This is a genomic window from Hallella seregens ATCC 51272 (assembly GCF_000518545.1).
Classification (GTDB): domain Bacteria; phylum Bacteroidota; class Bacteroidia; order Bacteroidales; family Bacteroidaceae; genus Prevotella; species Prevotella seregens.
Genome location: NZ_JADU01000029.1, coordinates 16,476 through 34,679, shown reverse-complemented (window position 1 = coordinate 34,679; position 18,204 = coordinate 16,476). Strand labels below are relative to the sequence as shown.

The 18,204-nt window shown below is 58.6% G+C and carries 11 protein-coding genes and 1 pseudogene; 7 read left to right on the top strand and 5 right to left on the bottom strand.

What is annotated here, in order from left to right:
- From L888_RS14680 to nifJ, 3 genes and pseudogenes are all read left to right on the top strand, one after another.
- A pseudogene (locus L888_RS14680) lies at positions 1–353 on the top strand (DUF6261 family protein); the annotation flags it as partial.
- 765 nt (positions 354–1,118) lie between these two features.
- The gene (locus L888_RS0109425; protein ID WP_005844362.1) at positions 1,119–2,306 is read left to right on the top strand and encodes an ATP-binding protein; all 1,188 of its coding nucleotides are present in this window, start codon (positions 1,119–1,121) and stop codon (positions 2,304–2,306) included.
- Positions 2,307–2,352: 46 nt separating this feature from the next.
- Complete coding sequence (nifJ, locus tag L888_RS0109420) at positions 2,353–5,961, top strand: pyruvate:ferredoxin (flavodoxin) oxidoreductase (RefSeq protein WP_027952706.1); 3,609 nt, start codon at positions 2,353–2,355, stop codon at positions 5,959–5,961.
- Between the two features lie 275 nt (positions 5,962–6,236).
- Here nifJ and L888_RS0109415 read toward each other — a convergent pair whose 3' ends face one another.
- Positions 6,237–7,079: a patatin-like phospholipase family protein gene (locus L888_RS0109415; protein ID WP_027952705.1), complete on the bottom strand. Its 843-nt coding sequence runs from the start codon at positions 7,077–7,079 to the stop codon at positions 6,237–6,239.
- An 85-nt stretch (positions 7,080–7,164) separates the two neighbouring features.
- Between L888_RS0109415 and L888_RS0109410 the strand changes: the two genes are divergently transcribed.
- The 4 genes from L888_RS0109410 (at position 7,165) to L888_RS0109395 (ending at position 13,625) form a co-directional block, all read left to right on the top strand.
- Positions 7,165–8,562, top strand: coding sequence for an aminopeptidase P family protein (locus L888_RS0109410; protein WP_027952704.1), 1,398 nt, complete (start codon positions 7,165–7,167; stop codon positions 8,560–8,562).
- Between the two features lie 51 nt (positions 8,563–8,613).
- A complete protein-coding gene (locus L888_RS0109405) occupies positions 8,614–9,816 on the top strand; it encodes a C1 family peptidase (RefSeq protein ID WP_027952703.1) in 1,203 nt (400 codons plus the stop codon).
- 169 nt (positions 9,817–9,985) lie between these two features.
- Positions 9,986–11,713, top strand: coding sequence for a single-stranded-DNA-specific exonuclease RecJ (recJ, locus tag L888_RS0109400; protein WP_027952702.1), 1,728 nt, complete (start codon positions 9,986–9,988; stop codon positions 11,711–11,713).
- A gap of 13 nt (positions 11,714–11,726) precedes the next feature.
- On the top strand, positions 11,727–13,625 hold the full coding sequence (locus L888_RS0109395) for a RecQ family ATP-dependent DNA helicase (protein ID WP_027952701.1): 1,899 nt from the start codon (positions 11,727–11,729) through the stop codon (positions 13,623–13,625).
- A gap of 266 nt (positions 13,626–13,891) precedes the next feature.
- Here L888_RS0109395 and ilvC read toward each other — a convergent pair whose 3' ends face one another.
- The 4 genes from ilvC to ilvB all read right to left on the bottom strand — a co-directional run bounded on the left by ilvC (position 13,892) and on the right by ilvB (position 18,200).
- Complete coding sequence (ilvC, locus tag L888_RS0109390) at positions 13,892–14,935, bottom strand: ketol-acid reductoisomerase (RefSeq protein WP_005844375.1); 1,044 nt, start codon at positions 14,933–14,935, stop codon at positions 13,892–13,894.
- 112 nt (positions 14,936–15,047) lie between these two features.
- Entirely contained in the window at positions 15,048–15,812 is a 765-nt protein-coding gene (locus L888_RS0109385; protein WP_027952700.1) for an acyl-[acyl-carrier-protein] thioesterase, read from the bottom strand.
- Positions 15,813–15,861: 49 nt separating this feature from the next.
- Positions 15,862–16,395 (bottom strand): acetolactate synthase small subunit, encoded by a 534-nt coding sequence (gene ilvN / locus L888_RS0109380; RefSeq protein WP_027952699.1) that lies wholly within the window; start codon positions 16,393–16,395, stop codon positions 15,862–15,864.
- A 5-nt stretch (positions 16,396–16,400) separates the two neighbouring features.
- Positions 16,401–18,200 carry a biosynthetic-type acetolactate synthase large subunit gene (gene ilvB, locus L888_RS0109375; protein WP_075261858.1) on the bottom strand — a complete coding sequence of 600 codons (1,800 nt, stop codon included), beginning with the start codon at positions 18,198–18,200 and terminating at the stop codon, positions 16,401–16,403.
- Positions 18,201–18,204: the final 4 nt, after the last annotated feature.

Here is an 18,204-nt window from a genome sequence, read left to right as displayed (position 1 = left end):
ACGAGCTGGAGCCCTCGGCCCCCATCGCCTCGCTCATCACGCAGTACAACAACCTGGTGGACAACCGCCGCACGCTCTTGGCCCACCGCGCGGGCACGTCGCAGACGACGCGCGACCGCCGCCGTGCCGAGCACGAGGCGCATCTGCGGCCGGGCTTCGCCGCGCTGGAGCAGCAGCTGGGGCTTGCGGCCGGTAGCCTGTCGTTCACGGGCAAGACGGAGGGGACGGGCGTGAAGCGGCACTACGAGCTCGCCGTGGCGGGCCAGACGGGTGCCGACGGCCAGCCCAAGACCATCTGGGTGGGGCAGAACAAGAACGGCTCCCTATTTGTGTACGAGAAAGTAGAGGGGTGAAGTGCATTGGATTCAAAAGACAACGGCATATCGCATAGGTTCAAAAGACAAAGCGACATATTGCATGGATTCAAAAGACAACGATGAACAACAACAAACAACGCTGCGCCACGGCATAAATGTTGTTACCCGTTGTTTCCAGTTGTCTTTAACCCACCGATTGACAGTTGTATGAACGGACACGCACGGGGTGCCGGCCATCCCTTTACACAGACAAGGTAACTACAATACACCTCTATATTGTGTTTTTATAATATCTCTTTTTGCGCGGGCTGTGTCGTGAGACACGGCCCGCGATTCTTTTAGACAGAACTTTTCTCACAGATTGCAGGGATTTCACAGATGCTGCGCGATGATTGCGCGCATGCGAGGTTTTGATGTAGGGGCCAGCCTCCGTGCCGACCCGCACGCCAAAACTACACTAAACTCCTGTGCCATTCCACCGCGCAGCATCTGTGAAATCTGTGGAATCTGTGAGAAAATACCACGCGTGGAATCTGTGTGTCCTTTTTCATCGCGCAGCTATATGTCCTTTATGTAGTTCTGTCTAAAAATCCAACGCGCAGTTTCTGTTGTTCTGTCTAAAAACACAGCTTACGCCCCTTGTTTTTGGTCGGGACAGGAGAGGCTGTCCGCACCCACTTTTCCGCCGTATTCATTATGCAAAAAAAGCTAAAACGCAAAAGTTTTGCTATGCAGAGTTTGCAAAATCCAAATAATGTGTCTATCTTTGCAACGACTAAACGTAACGCAAAAAGACAGTAGATGGAAGCTTTCTTTCGCACCCACGCGTACCTCGTAGAACATACCAACGTGCCGGTTCGTCGCAGCTTGATGGACGAGATCGACTGGAACGACCGTATGATAGGCATCAAGGGAACCCGCGGTGTGGGAAAGACCACTTTTCTGCTGCAATACGCCAAGGAACATTTTGGGAAAGACGACCGCAAGTGCCTCTATGTGAACATGAACAACTTCTACTTCCAAGGGCGCGGCATAGCCGATTTTGCCCGCGACTTCGTGAAGCAGGGGGGGCGCGTGCTGCTCATCGACCAAGTGTTCAAGCAGCCCAACTGGAGCCAGGAGCTGCGCAGCTGCTACAACGAGATTCCGCAGCTGAAGATTGTATTCACCGGCTCCAGCGTGATGCGACTCAAGGAGGAGAACCCCGAACTCAACGGCATTGTCAAGAGCTACAACCTGCGCGGCTTCTCGTTCCGCGAGTTTCTCAACCTGCAAACGGGCAACCACTTCGCTCCCTACACGCTTGACGAGATTGTGAACAACCACGAGCACATTGTCAAGATGATTCTTCCGCTCGTGAGTCCGCAGCAATATTTCGCCGACTATCTGCACCACGGCTTCTACCCTTTCTTTCTGGAACACCGCAATTATGCGGAAAACCTGCTCAAGACGATGAACATGACAACCGAGGTGGACATCCTGCTCATCAAGCAGATTGAGCTGAAATACCTCACGAAGATCAAGAAGCTGTTCTACCTGCTCGCCGTCGACGGGCTCCATGCACCCAACATCAGCCAGCTGGCCACGCAGATAGACACCAGCCGCGCCACGGTGATGAACTACATCAAGTACCTGGCCGATGCACGCCTCATCAACATCATCTACACCCCCGGACAGCATTTTCCCAAGAAGCCGGCCAAGGTGATGATGCACAATTCCAACCTCATATATGCCATTTATCCCATCCAGATAGACGAGCAGGACGTTATGGAGACGTTCTTCGTCAACTCGCTGTGGAAAGACCACACCGTGAGCGAGGGGAACAAATCGCACTACTACATGATTGACGACAGCCGCAAGTTCCGCATCTGCGACGCCCACGCGCCGGGCAAGCAGCGTTACAACAGCGAGGTGACCTATGCACGCTACAACACAGAGGTGGGCCACGACAACCAGGTTCCGCTGTGGCTCTTCGGCTTCCTCTACTGAATCAAGCAATGACAAGAACATTATAAACTTTTATTATCTATTTAAAATGGCAAAAGAAAAGAAATTTATGACTTGTGACGGCAATACCGCCGCTGCCCATGTAAGCTATATGTTTACCGAGGTGGCCGCCATTTACCCCATCACTCCGTCTTCTCCCATGGCAGAACATGTCGATGAATGGGCTGCCAAGGGTCGTAAGAACATCTTCGGCCAGACGGTATCCGTGCAGGAAATGGAGTCTGAAGGTGGTGCCGCAGGTGCCGTCCACGGCTCGCTGCAGGCCGGTGCCCTCACCACCACGTTCACGGCATCGCAGGGTCTTCTGCTGATGATCCCCAACATGTACAAGATTGCCGGCGAACTGCTTCCCTGCGTGTTCGACGTGTCTGCCCGCACACTGGCCAGCCACTCGCTCTGCATTTTTGGCGACCATCAAGACGTGATGGCCTGCCGCCAGACGGGCTTCGCCATGTTTTGCTCGGGCTCCGTGCAGGAGGTGATGGACCTCAGCGCCGTGCCCCATCTGGCCTCGCTCAAGAGTTCGGTGCCTTTCATCAACTTCTTCGACGGTTTCCGCACCTCCCACGAGTACCACAAGATTGAGGCCATCGACCAGGACGAGGTGGCCAAGCTCATCGATCCCGAGGACATCAAGCGCTTCCGCGACCGTGCCCTCTCGCCCGAACGCCCCGTGACCCGCGGCACGGCCGAGAACCCCGAAACGTTCTTCACCCACCGCGAGGCCTGCAATCCCTACTACGATGCTGTGCCCGAGATTGTGGAAAAATACCTTGGCGAGATTTCCAAAATCACCGGACGGGAGTATCACCTCTTTAATTACTATGGTGCCAAAGATGCCGAAAACATCATCGTGCTCATGGGCTCGGCCACGGAGGCAGCCCGCGAAGCCATCGACTTCCTCGTGAAACAGGGCAAGAAAGTCGGCATGGTGGCCGTACACCTCTACCGTCCGTTCTCCGTGGAGGCCATCAAGAAGGCCATCCCCGACACCGTGAAACGCATTGCCGTGCTCGACCGCACGAAAGAGCCGGGAGCCGAGGGCGAGCCGCTGTACCTCGATGTCAAGTCGGCCCTCTACGATGATCCCCGTAAACCCCTCATCGTGGGCGGCCGCTATGGTCTGGGTTCTTCGGACACCACACCGGCGAAAATCATCTCCGTGTTCAACAATCTGGAGCTGCCGATGCCCAAGGATCACTTCACCGTGGGCATTGTAGACGACGTGACTTTCACCTCGCTGCCCGAGGTGGAAGAGATTCCCATGGGCGGCGACTCGCTCTTCGAGGCCAAGTTCTACGGCCTGGGCTCCGACGGAACAGTGGGTGCCAACAAGAATTCCGTGCAGATTATCGGCAACAATACCGACAAATACTGCCAGGCCTACTTCTCCTACGACTCCAAGAAATCGGGCGGCTTCACCTGCTCTCACCTGCGTTTCGGCGACGAGCCCATCCACTCGGCCTACCAGGTGAACACGCCCAACTTCGTGGCATGCCACGTTCAGGCCTACCTGCACATGTACGACGTGACGCGCGGCCTGCGCGACAATGGCACGTTCCTGCTCAACACCATCTTCGACGGCGAGGAGCTCGTGAACTTCATTCCCAACAAGGTAAAGCGCCACTTTGCCAAGCACAACATCAAGGTGTACTACATCAACGCCACCAAGATAGGCCAGGAGATTGGTCTGGGCAACCGCACCAACACCATCCTGCAGTCGGCATTCTTCCGCATCACCAAGGTGATTCCCATCGAGCTGGCCGTAGAGCAGATGAAGGCTTTCATCGTGAAGTCTTACGGCAAGAAAGGTGAAGACGTGGTGAAGCTGAACTACGCAGCCGTAGACCGCGGCGGCGAGTACAAGGAGCTGCCCGTGGATGCCGCATGGGCCAACCTGCCCGACGACGCTGCCACCGACGACGGCGCACCCGCATTCGTCAACGAACTGGTGCGTCCCATCAACGCACAGGCCGGCGACCTGCTCAAGGTGTCCGACTTTGTGAAGCACGGCACCGTGGACGGCACTTGGCAGAACGGCACCGCCGCCTGGGAGAAGCGCGGCGTGGAAGCCTTTGTTCCCGTGTGGAACTCGGACAATTGCATCCAGTGCAACAAGTGCGCCTACGTGTGTCCTCACGCCACCATCCGCCCGTTCGTGCTCGACGAGACCGAGTCTCAGGGCTGCGACGTGCGCACGATCGACGTGCTGGCGCCCAAGCAGCTCAAGGGCATGCAGTTCCGCATCCAGGTGTCCGTGCTCGACTGTCTGGGCTGCGGCAACTGCGCCGACGTGTGCCCGGGCAAGAAAAACCGGGAGACCGGCAACGTGGAGAAGGCTCTCAAGATGGTGCCCTTCAACGTGGACACCCCCGAAATGCAGCAGGAAATGAAGAACTGGGACTACATGGTGAAGAACGTGAAGTCCAAGCAGGACCTCGTAGACATCAAGCAGAGTCCCAAGAACTCCCAGTTCGCCCAGCCGCTGTTCGAGTTCTCGGGCGCATGTGCGGGCTGTGGTGAGACTCCTTATGTGAAGCTCATCTCCCAGCTCTTCGGCGACCGCGAGATGATTGCCAACGCCACGGGCTGCTCGTCCATCTATTCGGCGTCCATCCCCTCCACGCCTTACACGACCAATGCCAAGGGCCAAGGCCCGGCTTTCGACAACTCGCTGTTCGAGGACTTCTGCGAATTTGGCCTCGGCATGGCCTTGGGCAACAAGAAGATGCGCGAGCGCATCACCGTGCTGCTCAACGAGCTTATGGCCGACGACACCACGCCGGCAGCCATGAAGGAGGCCGCCCAGCAGTGGATTGAGGGCAAGAACGACGCCGACGCTTCCAAGGCAGCCGCCGAGGTGCTGAAGCCGTTCATCGCCGAGGGAGCCGACAAGGGCTGCCCCGTATGCGCCGAGCTGAAGACGCTCGACCACTATCTCGTAAAGCGCAGCCAGTGGATCATCGGCGGCGACGGTGCCTCCTACGACATCGGCTACGGCGGTCTCGACCACGTGCTCTCCACCGGCGAGGACGTGAATATCCTCGTACTCGACACCGAGGTGTACTCCAACACGGGCGGACAGTCGTCCAAGTCGACCCCGCTCGGCGCCATCGCCCAGTTCGCCGCCTCCGGCAAGCGCATCCGCAAGAAGGATCTCGGCCTCATGCAGGCCACTTACGGCTATGTCTACGTGGCCCAGGTGGCCATGGGCGCCGACAATGCCCAGACGCTGAAAGCCATCCGCGAGGCCGAGGCCTACCCCGGACCGTCGCTCGTCATCGCCTACGCCCCGTGTATCAACCATGGCATCAAGGGCACCAAGAAGATGAAGCGCAGCATGGGCACCTCGCAGACCGAGGAGGCTCTGGCCGTGGCTTGCGGCTACTGGCACCTGTGGCGCTTCGACCCGCGCCTGGCCGACGAGGGCAAGAATCCGTTCCAGCTCGACTCGAAAGCCCCGAATTGGGCAGACTTCCGCGACTTCCTGATGGGCGAGGTGCGCTACTCTTCGGTGGCCAAGGCCTATCCCAACGAGGCCGAAGAGCTCTTTGCCGCCGCCGAGCAGATGGCCAAACTGCGCTACCAGTCGTACGTGCGCAAGAGCAAGGAAGACTGGAGTCTGGAAGAGGCATAACCCCTGACACACCGTCATAACCCAAGTGGCCCGGCACAACGCAGTTGTGCCGGGCCACTTTCTTTCTCTTCGGGTAACCCGCCCTGTCCCGTCATTGTGCAGCGGCAAAACAGCCGCCGTCGCGACCCGCCGCTATCGCCGCTGCACCATCAACCCGCAAACGCAAAACAAAGACGGCGTTATCGCCACGCGACAACGCCGTAAACATGAGGCGAAAACGCCGCCATCGCGACGCGTTGACAGCCTTATCGTCCCGCACTTTCCCAATACTTGCGTTACAAATACCGCCCGCAGAACTGCTCGCCCAGCCGGAAACCCTCCTCGTAGAGCCGTTCCAGCCGCTGCGTGTCTTTCTCGATGCGGTGCACCTCCATGGGCCGTTGCGGGCGGATGCAGACGATGCGGCCGTCGCGTTCCAGGTCTTCGATGAGCTGCAACTGGCGGTTGTAGACCTCGATGCGGTGGCTCAAGGCCACGCGCAGACGCGGGTAACACTTGTAGACAAAGGCCGGGATGCGGCGGTCGCGCCCGGTGTTGCGGTAGCCATAGTTGCGCGTGGAGACCACCACGTTGGTCTCGTGGCCCATGGCCATGGCGTGCTCCACGGGAATGGAGTCGGTGATTCCGCCGTCGAGCATCGGCTCGCCGTCGATGTCCACCATCTTGCTCACATAGGGCAGACTGCTCGAAGCCCGGGCGATGTCACAGGTGCGCTGCCGGTCGTGGGTCTCGCTCAGATACACCGGACGGCCCGTCACGCAGCTCGTGGCCACCATCTCGAAGCCGCCCGCATGGCGGAAATAGGTGTCATAGTCGAAAGGTACCAGCTCGTTGGGGAACCGGTCGTAGAGCAGCCGCTGGTCGAAGATGCAGCCCTGAGTCACCAGATGCCGCAGCCCGATGTAGTCGTAGCGGGCCAGCAGGTCGATGTTGGCGATACGGGCGCGGCGCGGTTGGCGCGAAATATAACTCATGCCGTTGCATGCGCCGGCCGACACGGCCACCACGTAACGGAAGTAAACGTCGTGCTTCATCAGGGCGTCGAGCACGCCGCTGGTGAAGACGCCGCGCATTCCGCCGCCTTCAAGCACCAGGCCTGTGTTTCTGTCAATTCGCATAAAATACCTAAATTTTACTTGCAAAGATACTCATTTTCATGGGATATTTCGTAACTTTGCCATGCAAAGCGTTAAAAAACACCCCATGTTCAACAAAGAAACATACGTCGGCCGCCGGGCCGAACTGAAGCGGCTCGTGGGCAGCGGCATCATCGTGATGTTCGGCAACAACGAGTCTCCGGCCAATTTTCCCAACAACGGGTACTATCCTTTCCGCCAGGATTCCTCCTTTCTCTACTACTTCGGACAGAAGCGCGACGGCCTGGTGGGCGTCATCGACATAGACCAGGACCGGGAGACGCTCCTGGGCGACGACATTTCCATCGACGACATCGTGTGGTACGGGTCGGTGGACAGCGTGGCCGACATGGCCGCCCAAGTGGGCGTGACCCACTCGGCTCCCATGAAAACGCTGAAGACCATCTGCAACGACGCCATGCGAAACAAGCGTCAAATCCACTTCCTGCCCCCCTACCGGGCCGACATCAAGATACAGATTTTCGACCTGCTGGGCATTCATCCCAACCAGCAAAAGGAGAGCGCATCGATGCAACTCATCCGTGCCGTGGTGAAAATGCGGTCGGTAAAGACGGCCGAGGAGATAGCCGAGCTGGAGCGTGCAGCCGTCATTGGCTACAAGATGCACACCACGGCCATGCGCCTCATACGGCCGGGAGTGACCGAGAAATACGTGGGCGGGCAGGTCGACGGCGTGGCCCACTCCTACGGTTCGATGGTCAGTTTCCCCACCATCTTCTCCCAGCACGGCGAGATTATGCACGGCAACCCCTCTATGGCCCCGCTCGAAAGCGGTCGCCTGGCCCTGTGCGACGCCGGCGCAGAGACCATGGAACACTATTGCTCCGACAACACCCGCACCTGCCCCGTAAGCGGCAAGTTCACGCAACGGCAGCTTGAAATCTACTCCATCGTCGAGGATTGCCACGACCATGCACTGGAGGTGGCACGCCCGGGCGTGAAGTATGCCGACGTGCACTTCTCGGTATGCCGGCTCATGTTCGACCGGCTCAAGGAGCTCGGACTGGCCAAAGGCGACACCGAGGAGGCCGTGCGGGCCGGCGCCCACGCCATGTTCCTGCCCCACGGACTGGGCCACATGATGGGCATGGACGTGCACGACATGGAATCGTTCGACCAAATCAACGTGGGCTTCGACGAGGAGACGCGACCCAATCTGGAACAGTTCGGCACCAATTGCCTGCGCATGGGCCGTCGGCTCGAGGAGGGATTCGTCGTGACCGACGAGCCGGGCATCTACTTCATCCCAGCCCTCATCGACGAGTGGAGGGCCAGCGGCCACTGCGCCGAATTCCTCAACTTCGACCGTCTGGAGACTTACAAGGACTTTGGAGGCATCCGCATCGAGGACGACCTGCTCATCACCGCCGACGGCTGCCGCTTCATCGGGCAAGACCGCATACCTTATCATCCCAAGGATGTAGAGGCCTACATGGCCGGCTGAGCCGCCATGCACCCCTGCAATACCAATCACATCAAAACAATAAACAAAAGAATGAAGAAAATTATCGTACTGGCCGCCCTTGCCGTGACTGCAATGAGTGCCAGCGCAGAGGCCAAGAAAGACAGCGTGAACCCCAACAAGCCTGTCTTTACCGTCGTCAAAGAGAACCCCATCACCAGCATCAAGAACCAGAATCGATCGGGCACTTGCTGGGATTTTTCCACGCTCAGCTTCTTCGAGGCCGAGATACTCAAGGCCACAGGAAAGACTTACGACCTGTGTGAGAGCTTTGTAGCCAACAAGACTTACATGGACCGCGCCGTCCAAGTAGTGCGTCTTCACGGCGACTGTCAGTTCTCGCAGGGCGGCAGTTGCTACGATCCGCTCTACGTAATCCAGCACTACGGCATCTGCCCCGAGACTGCCATGCCTGCCGCCGGCAGCCTCTACGGCGACTCACTGAACAACTACAATGAGTTCTTCGCCGTGATGACCCCCTACGTGGAGAGCGTGGCCAAGAGTGATTCCAAGAAACTTTCCACCCAGTGGAAAGTGGGATTGCAGGGCATTCTCGACGCCTATCTGGGCCGATGCCCCGAAAACTTCACCTACCAGGGCAAGAGTTACACGCCTCAGAGCTTCGCAGCCAGCCTGGGTCTGGACTGGAACAACTACACCACCTTCACCTCCTACACCCACCATCCTTTCTGGACATCGTTTGCTGTAGAGGTGCAAGACAACTGGCGCAACCCGCTCTCGTGGAACGTGCCCATCGACGACCTGGCCAAAATCATTGACAATGCCATCATGAACGGCTACACCGTGGCCTGGGGCGGAGACGTGAGCGAGGACGGCTTCACCCGTCAAGGCCTGGCCTATATGTGCGACATCAAGAAGCTCGAAGGCATGGAAGGCAGCGACATGAGCAAGTGGTTGAAGCTCTCTGCGGCCCAAAAGAAGAACATTGTAGACTCTCTGGGCGTGAACGTGCCCGAAATAACGCCCACGCAGAAGCAGCGGCAGGAACGCTACGACAACTGGGAACTCACCGACGACCACGGCATGCTCATCTATGGAATTGCCAAGGATCAGAACGGCAAGGAGTACTACATGGTGAAGAATTCGTGGGGCGAGACCGGCGACTACAAGGGCATTTGGTACATGACCAAGAACTTCATCGTGGCCAATACCATGGACTTTATGGTCAACAAGAACGCCGTGCCCAAGGACATTAGAAAGAAAATCGGCATCTGACGCCGCCGCCATACGGGCTCCACAAGGGCCCGCCATCAGAGGGGACGCGCCATTCGCTTGGCGCGTCCCCTCTGTCATTTACGCCGGACGAGGCCAACTTTTACGTGGAATCTGTTAGCTTTCTCGGTGAAAATTCGTAACTTTGAGGCAGAAATAAAGGAAAAATCAAATGCACTTCAAATGGAAATATGACCCTCCTACACCAGACCACATCCAGCAAGCCAGGGAGTTGGGCGAGAAGCTCAGCGTGAATCCCATCCTGGCGCAACTGCTCATCAAGCGGGGCATCACCACAGAAAGCGCCGCCAAGCGGTTCTTCCGGCCTCAGCTGGCCGACCTCATCAACCCGTTTCTGATGAAAGACATGGACGTGGCCGTCGACCGATTGAATGATGCCATGGGGCGAAAGGAGCGCATTCTGGTCTACGGAGACTACGACGTGGACGGGTGCACGGCCGTCGCGCTGGTGTATAAGTTTCTGCAACAGTTCTATTCAAACATCGACTATTACATCCCCGACCGCTACGATGAGGGCTACGGAGTGAGTCGCAAGAGCATGGACTTTGCCCACGAAACGGGCGTCAAGCTCATCATTATACTCGACTGCGGCATCAAGGCCATCGAGGAAATTGCCTATGCCAAGAGCCTGGGCATCGACTTTATCATCTGCGACCATCACGTGCCCGACGATGTGATGCCCCCCGCCGTGGCCATCCTCAACCCCAAACGCCCCGACGACACCTACCCTTTCAAGCAGCTGTGCGGCTGCGGCGTGGGTTTCAAGTTCATGCAAGCCTTTGCCAAAAACAACGGCATTCCCTTTTCGCGGCTCATCCCTTTGCTCGATTTCTGCGCCGTCAGCATCGCCGCCGACATTGTACCCGTGGTCGACGAAAACCGCATTCTGGCTTTCCACGGCCTCAAACAGCTCAACCAGAATCCCAGTGTAGGCCTGAAAGCCATCATCGACATCTGCGGACTCAACGGCCGCGAAATATCCATGAGCGACATTATCTTCAAGATTGGCCCACGCATCAACGCCTCGGGACGCATAGAAAACGGCAAGGAGAGCGTGGTTCTGCTCGTTGAAAAGGACTTCGCCACCGCCCTCAAGGAGGCACGTCACATCAATGAATACAACGAGCAACGCAAGGATATTGACAAGCAAATGACCGAAGAGGCCAACCAGATTGTGGCCAAACTCGAAAGCCAGAAGCACCATTCCAGCATCGTGCTCTACGACGAACATTGGAAAAAAGGAGTCATCGGCATCGTGGCCTCGCGGCTCACGGAGATCTATTTCCGGCCCACCGTGGTGATTACACGCGACAACGAGCTGGCCACGGGCTCGGCCCGGTCGGTCATGGGCTTCGATATTTATGCGGCCATCAAGAGTTGCCGCGACCTGTTGCTCAACTTCGGGGGCCACACCTACGCCGCCGGGCTCACGCTGCGATGGGCTGATGTGCCCGAGTTCCGCCGTCGATTCCAGCACTTTGTGGAGGAGCACATCATGCCCGAACAGACTGAAGCCTACCTCGATCTGGATGCGGAGCTCGACTTTAGAGACATTTCCAAGCGGCTGTACAACGACTTGAAGCGCTTCTCCCCCTTTGGGCCGGGCAACCCCAAACCGGTTTTCTGCACCAAGGGAGTCTACGATTACGGCACGAGCAAGGTGGTGGGACGCGCGCAGGAACACATCAAACTGGAGCTCGTCGACTCCAAATCGGGGGCCGTGGTCAACGGCATCGCCTTCGGACAAAGCGCTTCGGCCCGCTACATCAAGTCGAAACGCTCGTTCGACATTGCCTACACCATCGAGGAAAACGTGTTCAAGCGCAACCAGGTGCAGCTGCAAATCGAGGACATCCGGCCGGCCGAGGACGAGCTGTAAAGGGCTGCAACCCATGGCCGACCAGTATCAGCGCATCCTCAGGGAGTACTGGGGCTACGACAATTTTCGTGGCATCCAGCACGATATAATCCGCAGCATCGGGGCGGGCAACGACACCTTGGGGCTCATGCCCACGGGCGGCGGCAAGTCCATTACCTTTCAAGTGCCCGCGTTGGCCCAGGAGGGCGTGTGCCTTGTCGTCACGCCGCTCATTGCTCTGATGAAAGATCAGGTGCAGCATCTGCGGGCCAAGGGCATCGTTGCCTCGGCCATCTACTCGAGCATGTCGCGTGCCGAGATTGTGAAGACGCTGGAAAACTGCATCCTCGGCGACGTCAAGTTTCTCTATGTCTCGCCCGAACGCCTCTCCTCTACCATCTTTCTGGAGAAGCTGAAGCGCATCCGCGTGAGCTTCATCACCGTGGACGAAGCCCACTGCATCAGCCAGTGGGGCTACGACTTCCGCCCCTCCTACCTCCAAATTGCCGACATCCGCCGGCTCAAGCCCGAGGCTCCCGTGCTCGCGCTCACGGCCACGGCCACACCGCAGGTCGCCGACGACATCCAGCAGCGGCTGTCGTTCCGCCGTCCCAACGTGTTTCGCATGAGCTTCGAGCGCAGAAATCTGGCCTACGTGGTGCGCGAAGCCACCGACAAGGAGGCAGAGCTCGCCCGCATTCTCACCGCCGTACAGGGCTCGGCCATCGTCTATGTGCGAAGCCGCCGACGCTGCAAGGACATCTCGGCCCTGCTGGAGCAGCAGGGCCTTTCCTCCACTTTTTATCACGCCGGACTGGAGCCCGCCACCAAGGACGAGCGGCAACGGCTGTGGCAGCAGGGGGCCAAACGCGTCATCGTGGCCACCAACGCTTTCGGCATGGGCATCGACAAGCCCGACGTGCGCCTCGTCGTCCACGTGGATTGTCCCGATTCCATCGAAGCCTACTTCCAGGAAGCGGGGCGGGCCGGCCGCGACGGGCAGACGGCTTATGCCGTGCTGCTGTGGAACAACAGCGACCGGCGCAAGCTCTGCAAGCGCATCGACGACAACTTTCCGCCCAAGGATTACATCCGCGACGTGTACGAGCACCTGGCCTATTACTACGTCATCGGCACGGGTAGCGGCGGCGGCCACACGTTCTCTTTCGAGATAGACAAGTTCTGCCACACCTACAAGTACTTCCCGCTCACGGTGGACGCCGCCCTGCGTCTGCTGCAAAGCGCAGGCCTCATCGCCTACGAGACCGACCCGGATGCCGCGGCCCGCCTGATGTTCCTGCTGCGGCGCAACGAGCTCTACCGGCTGGAGGAGACCTCGCCCGACGAAGATGCCGTCATCACGGCCGTGCTGCGCAACTACGGCAGCCTGTTCACCGACTACGGTTACATCGACGAAGCCCTCATCGCCCAGCAGGCAGGGCTGGGCCGCGAACGCACCTACCAGGTGCTGCGGGGCCTTGACCACAAGCACATCCTCAGCTTCATTCCCCAGCGAAAGACGCCTTTCATCACCTACTTGCGCGACCGCGTAGACCGCGACGACGTGGTCATCCCGCCCAGTGTGTACGAAGACCGCAAGACGCAGTTCACCAAACGCATCGACGCCATGATGGAATACGCCACCAACGGCAGCGTCTGCCGCAGCCGCCAGCTGCTGCGCTACTTCGGCGAGACCGGCAGCCACGACTGCGGCGCATGCGATGTTTGCCGGGCTGTCGTCGCGTCCTCCAATCCCCAACCCGGCACCGGCGAGGCCGTGCGGCTCATCCTCGGCCTGCTGTCCGACGGCCGGCGCCACGCTCTCACCGAGCTCTCCCGGCTGCCACTGCCCAAGGCCCGGCTCGACGAGGCCCTGCACCAGCTGGCCGCCGAAGAGCAAATCCACGTAGAGGGAGCCTGCATTTTCATATAATGCCCCGCCTCACCGGCGACCGGCGGCCATTTTGCCGTCGTGCGTCCACGGGTTATTCGCCACGCGTCCACGGGTTTTTCGTCACGCGTTTACGGGTTTTTCATCATGCGTTTACGGGTTTTTCGCTGTGCCTCCACGGCTTTATCGTGGGGTGAATACGGCTTTATTGTCTGGCCTCCAAGGGCTTCCAGTGACACGAACACAAAGAGCCCCGAACCTTGGAAGAGGTTCGGGGCTCCCGCTTGTCTTCTGTTTTGAATGGCCGCTTAGTTGTTCTCGGGGCGGAGCTGACGCACCGTCTCGGCTGCACGCCACATTTCCATGTCGTGCATTTCCTTGAGTTCGGCATTCAATTTCTCGCGATAGTCGGGCTGAGAGTTCTTATCGATGGAGATTTGAGCCTCTGTTCCGTTCTCCACGCTCAGGTAGAGCCACTCCATGACAGGCTTGATGGCCGCCTTGAAACGGGGCCGCCAGTCGAGTGCACCGCGCTGGGCCGTGGTCGAGCAGTTGGCATACATCCAGTCCATTCCCTTTTCGCCGAACAGCGGGCCAAGGCTCTGGGTGAGCTCCTCAACGGTCTCATTGAACGCCTCCGAGGGGGAGTGGCCGTGCGAGCGGAGCACTTCATACTGTGCCTCCAGCAGTCCTTCGATGGCCCCCATCAGCGATCCGCGCTCGCCGGTAAGGTCGGATGTGGCCTCCTTGTGGAACGTAGTCTTGAACATGTAGCCGGCGCCGATGCCGATGCCAAAGGCTATGGTCTTCTCCTCTGCCTTGCCCGAAGCGTCCTGATAAACGGCATACGAGCAGTTCAGACCGCGGCCTTCGAGGAACATGGTGCGGAGCGAGGTGCCCGATCCCTTGGGAGCCACCATGATGACATCGATGTTTTCGGGGGGCACCACGCCCGTGCGATCCTGCCAGTTGATGGCAAAGCCATGCGAGTAATAGAGCGTTTTGCCCGGCACGAGATAGGGTTTGATCTTGGGCCACACAGCAATCTGGCCGGCATCGGAGAGCAGCATGCAGATGATGGTGCCACGCTGCACGGCCTCCTCGATGGAAACCAGCGTCTTTCCGGGCACCCATCCGTCGGCCACCGCCTTGTCGTAGGTCTTGCCCTCGCGCTGGCCCACAATGACGTTGAAGCCGTTGTCGCGGAGGTTTCCGGCCTGGCCGGGACCCTGAATACCATAGCCGATGACTGCGATCGTCTCATTCTTGAGCACTTCGCGTGCCTTTTCCAAAGTAAATTCCTTGTTGGTGACTACATTTTCAACTACGCCACCAAAGTTCATCTCTGCCATAATGATATGTATTTATAACGTTAAACTTCCATGTTTCTTTCCTCGCGTGCACGCCGACGCTTGTTTTCGCGCACAAAGGTAACGATTTAAAAGCAAACCGCAAAGGTTTCTTTCAATCTTTTGCAAACCTTATCAAACTTCTTACAACCTCTACCTCATCGTCCGTTCCCTTGGTGATTCTCACCCCATACTCGTCTTCGCCGGTCTGCTCCCGGTAGAAATGGAGTCGGTCGCCCTGGTGACTCTCGGCCACATAGGCTATCTCAAAGCGCCGGAGGCGGTGCGAACGGTACCATGAGAGGTCGAACAAGTCGAGCACATGCTCGATGTATTTCACCGAGTTGACATGGCCGTTGACGTCAATGTCGTTGTAATAGGTGTCGAGGCTGTGCACCAGCGGGGCCTCCTTGTCCATCCTCACGCGCGAGGGCTTGCTGATGGGGCACGCCTTGTCGCGCTCCACATAGGCATTGATAAGCCCGTCGCGCACGGCCAGCAAGTCCACCGGCTGCCGCGTTTCCGTGTCGATCATGGCCCAGATGCTGCGGCCGTAGCCCAGTGTGCGGCCGTCGGGGCCGGTCACGGCAAAGTTTCGGCTCGTAAAGAACTTCATGGCACTCTCCACCCAAGTCTCCACCGAAAAGCGGTCGTAGGCCGCAGGCATCTCCTCCATCTCTATGGCCAGACGCGAGAGCACCCAGGTCTTGTGCAAGCCATTCAGGTAGCTCATGCCGTAGCCGCGGTCGTTACTGTGGAAGTCGGCCGCGTTGAGCATGGCGTTGCCAAGGTGTCCCATGAACAGCCGGTTGCTGAAATCGCAGTGGAACGGCTCGGCCATAAACTCGTATTTGCCCGTCTTGGGCAGCATCTTCTCCATATCCTTGTGCTTTCTGCACATGCCGTCCGGAAGACCGCATGTGGCTGATTTACAGATTGTCCTGCCCGTTGAGGAAGTCGGTCACGGGCTCTTCGAAGCTCCGCGTCACGGCGATGCGCCCCGAACGCGTGTATTGCAGCAGACAGTTGAAACTGTTGAGCCGCGTATAGAGGTCGAAGATGTCCTCGGTGAGACCGGCCAGCAACACCGTGGAATAGGTGGGGTTCACCTCCATCATGCGTGCGTCGTGCTTGCGGATGGTGCGCGAAATCTCGGCATTGTCGAGCAGTACGGGCGTTGAAATCTTGAAGAGCGCCACCTCGTGAATGAACAATTCATCGTCGGTATAGTAGTCGGCCTTGATGACGTCTATCTTCTTCTCGAGCTGTTTCGTGATTTTTTCTATCTCGCTTTCGCAGCTCCAGCAGGTGATTGTGTACTTGTGGATGCCGTCAATGCTCGATGCCGACACGTTGAGACTCTCTATATTGACCTGCCGACGGGTGAAAACGGCCGTCACCTGATTGAGGATACCGGCCACGTTCTCACTGTAAACGAGCAAGGTATAAAACTTCTTTTCCATAATTCTTATATGTCCAAATGCAACATCATTTCGTCCACGGCACTGCCGGGAGTCACCATCGGGGTGACGTTCTCCTCCTCCTTGACGGCGCACTCCAGCAGGTAGGGCCCGTCGGTGGCCAGCATACGGGCCACCTTGGCTTCCAGATCCTTGCGGTCGGTCACCAAATCGTAGGCGATGCCATAGCCTCGAGCTATGTCCTCGTAGCAGGGATTGAGCATGTGAGTGAACGAACGACGCTTGTCGTACATCAGGTCTTGCCACTGCCGCACGTTGCCCAAATAGTTGTTGTTGAGCACGATCATCTTCACCGGAACTTGCTCCTCCATGATGGTTCCCAGCTCCTGGATGGACATTTGGAAGCCGCCGTCGCCCGTGAAGAGGCACACCGTGCGGTCGGGTGCGCCGAAGACGGCACCCACGGCAGCTGGCAGACCGAAGCCCATGGTGCCCAGACCGCCGCTGGTGACGATGCTACGCTTCACGCCAAACTTGAAATACCGGCTGGAGAACATCTGGTTCAGGCCCACGTCGTTGGCCAGAATGGCCTGGCCATGGGTGGCTTCGGCCACGGCGTTCACCACCTCGCCCATGAGCAACGGCCCCTCAGACGGATGGATGGAGGGGTCGATAACCTCACGCTTCTCCTTCTCATAGAGGGGGCCGAACGAGGCCCGCCATGCGCTGTGGTCGGCCTTGTCCACAAGCGCGGAGATAGCCGCGAGGCTCTCTTTGCAGTCGCCCACCACGGCCACGTCGGTCTTCACGTTCTTGTCTATCTCGGCGGCATCCACGTCGAGATGGATAATCTTGGCCTGTTTGGCATAGCGGTCGAGCCGGCCAATGACGCGATCGGAGAAGCGCATACCCACGGCAATAATCACGTCGGCCTCCTGCTGCTTCACGTTGGGCGCGTAGTTGCCGTGCATGCCAAGCATGCCCACGTTGAGCGGATGGCCCGAGGGCAGCACCGAGAGGCCCAGCAACGTGCAGCCTGCAGGGATGTCGGCTTTCTCCAGCAGGGCCGTGAGCTCCTGCTGAGCATCGGCAATCTCCACGCCATGACCCACCAGAGCCATCGGTTTCTTGGCCTGGTTGATGAGTGCGGCGGCGGCTTCGACAGCCCCCGCGTCTATCTTGGGGCAGGGGCAGTACGAGCGCACCGCGTCGGCCTTGCCGGGCATCCACTTGGCCTTGCCCGTCTGCGCGTTGCGCGGAAAGTCGAGCACCACAGGGCCGGGACGGCCGCTTCGGGCAATGTAGAACGCCCGGTTCACGGCCCATGCCACGTCTTCGGGCCGACGTATCTGGTAGCTCCACTTCGTGATGGGCTGGGCCATGCCCACGAGATCCACCTCTTGAAAGGCATCGGTGCCCAGCGAACTGATGCCCACCTGGCCGGCAATCACGACGATGGGAATGGAGTCCATCATGGCATCGGCCACGCCCGTGATGGTGTTGGTGGCGCCCGGACCCGAGGTGACCAGGGCCACACCCACCTCGCCGCTCACGCGGGCATAGCCCTCGGCGGCGTGTGCTGCCGCCTGTTCGTGGCGCACGAGCACATGGTGGAACCAGGGATCCTGCTTGTGGGTATAGGTGTACAAGGCGTCGAACACTGGTATGATGGCGCCGCCGGGATAGCCAAAGATGGTGCGTACACTCTCCTGATAGAGTGCGCGCATGAGTATCTCTGCCCCCGTGCATTCTTCGCCGATGCGGATTCCCGCCCAAGGGGCCTCGGGGCCGCGCTGTCTGACAGGAGTGAATGGGGTGGTATTGTGCTGCTTGTTTGTAGGGTTCATAATG

What these genes read in the sequence shown, in the direction of transcription:
- L888_RS0109415 (WP_027952705.1), bottom strand. Translation starts at nt 7,079, where the DNA reads ATGCGAATTGACAGAAACACAGGCCTGGTGCTTGAAGGCGGCGGAATG.
- ilvN (WP_027952699.1), bottom strand. Translation starts at nt 16,395, where the DNA reads ATGGAAAAGAAGTTTTATACCTTGCTCGTTTACAGTGAGAACGTGGCC.
- nifJ (WP_027952706.1), top strand. Translation starts at nt 2,353, where the DNA reads ATGGCAAAAGAAAAGAAATTTATGACTTGTGACGGCAATACCGCCGCT.
- ilvC (WP_005844375.1), bottom strand. Translation starts at nt 14,935, where the DNA reads ATGGCAGAGATGAACTTTGGTGGCGTAGTTGAAAATGTAGTCACCAAC.
- L888_RS0109410 (WP_027952704.1), top strand. Translation starts at nt 7,165, where the DNA reads ATGTTCAACAAAGAAACATACGTCGGCCGCCGGGCCGAACTGAAGCGG.
- L888_RS0109405 (WP_027952703.1), top strand. Translation starts at nt 8,614, where the DNA reads ATGAAGAAAATTATCGTACTGGCCGCCCTTGCCGTGACTGCAATGAGT.
- recJ (WP_027952702.1), top strand. Translation starts at nt 9,986, where the DNA reads ATGCACTTCAAATGGAAATATGACCCTCCTACACCAGACCACATCCAG.
- L888_RS0109385 (WP_027952700.1), bottom strand. Translation starts at nt 15,812, where the DNA reads ATGGAGAAGATGCTGCCCAAGACGGGCAAATACGAGTTTATGGCCGAG.
- L888_RS0109395 (WP_027952701.1), top strand. Translation starts at nt 11,727, where the DNA reads ATGGCCGACCAGTATCAGCGCATCCTCAGGGAGTACTGGGGCTACGAC.
- L888_RS0109425 (WP_005844362.1), top strand. Translation starts at nt 1,119, where the DNA reads ATGGAAGCTTTCTTTCGCACCCACGCGTACCTCGTAGAACATACCAAC.
- ilvB (WP_075261858.1), bottom strand. Translation starts at nt 18,200, where the DNA reads ATGAACCCTACAAACAAGCAGCACAATACCACCCCATTCACTCCTGTC.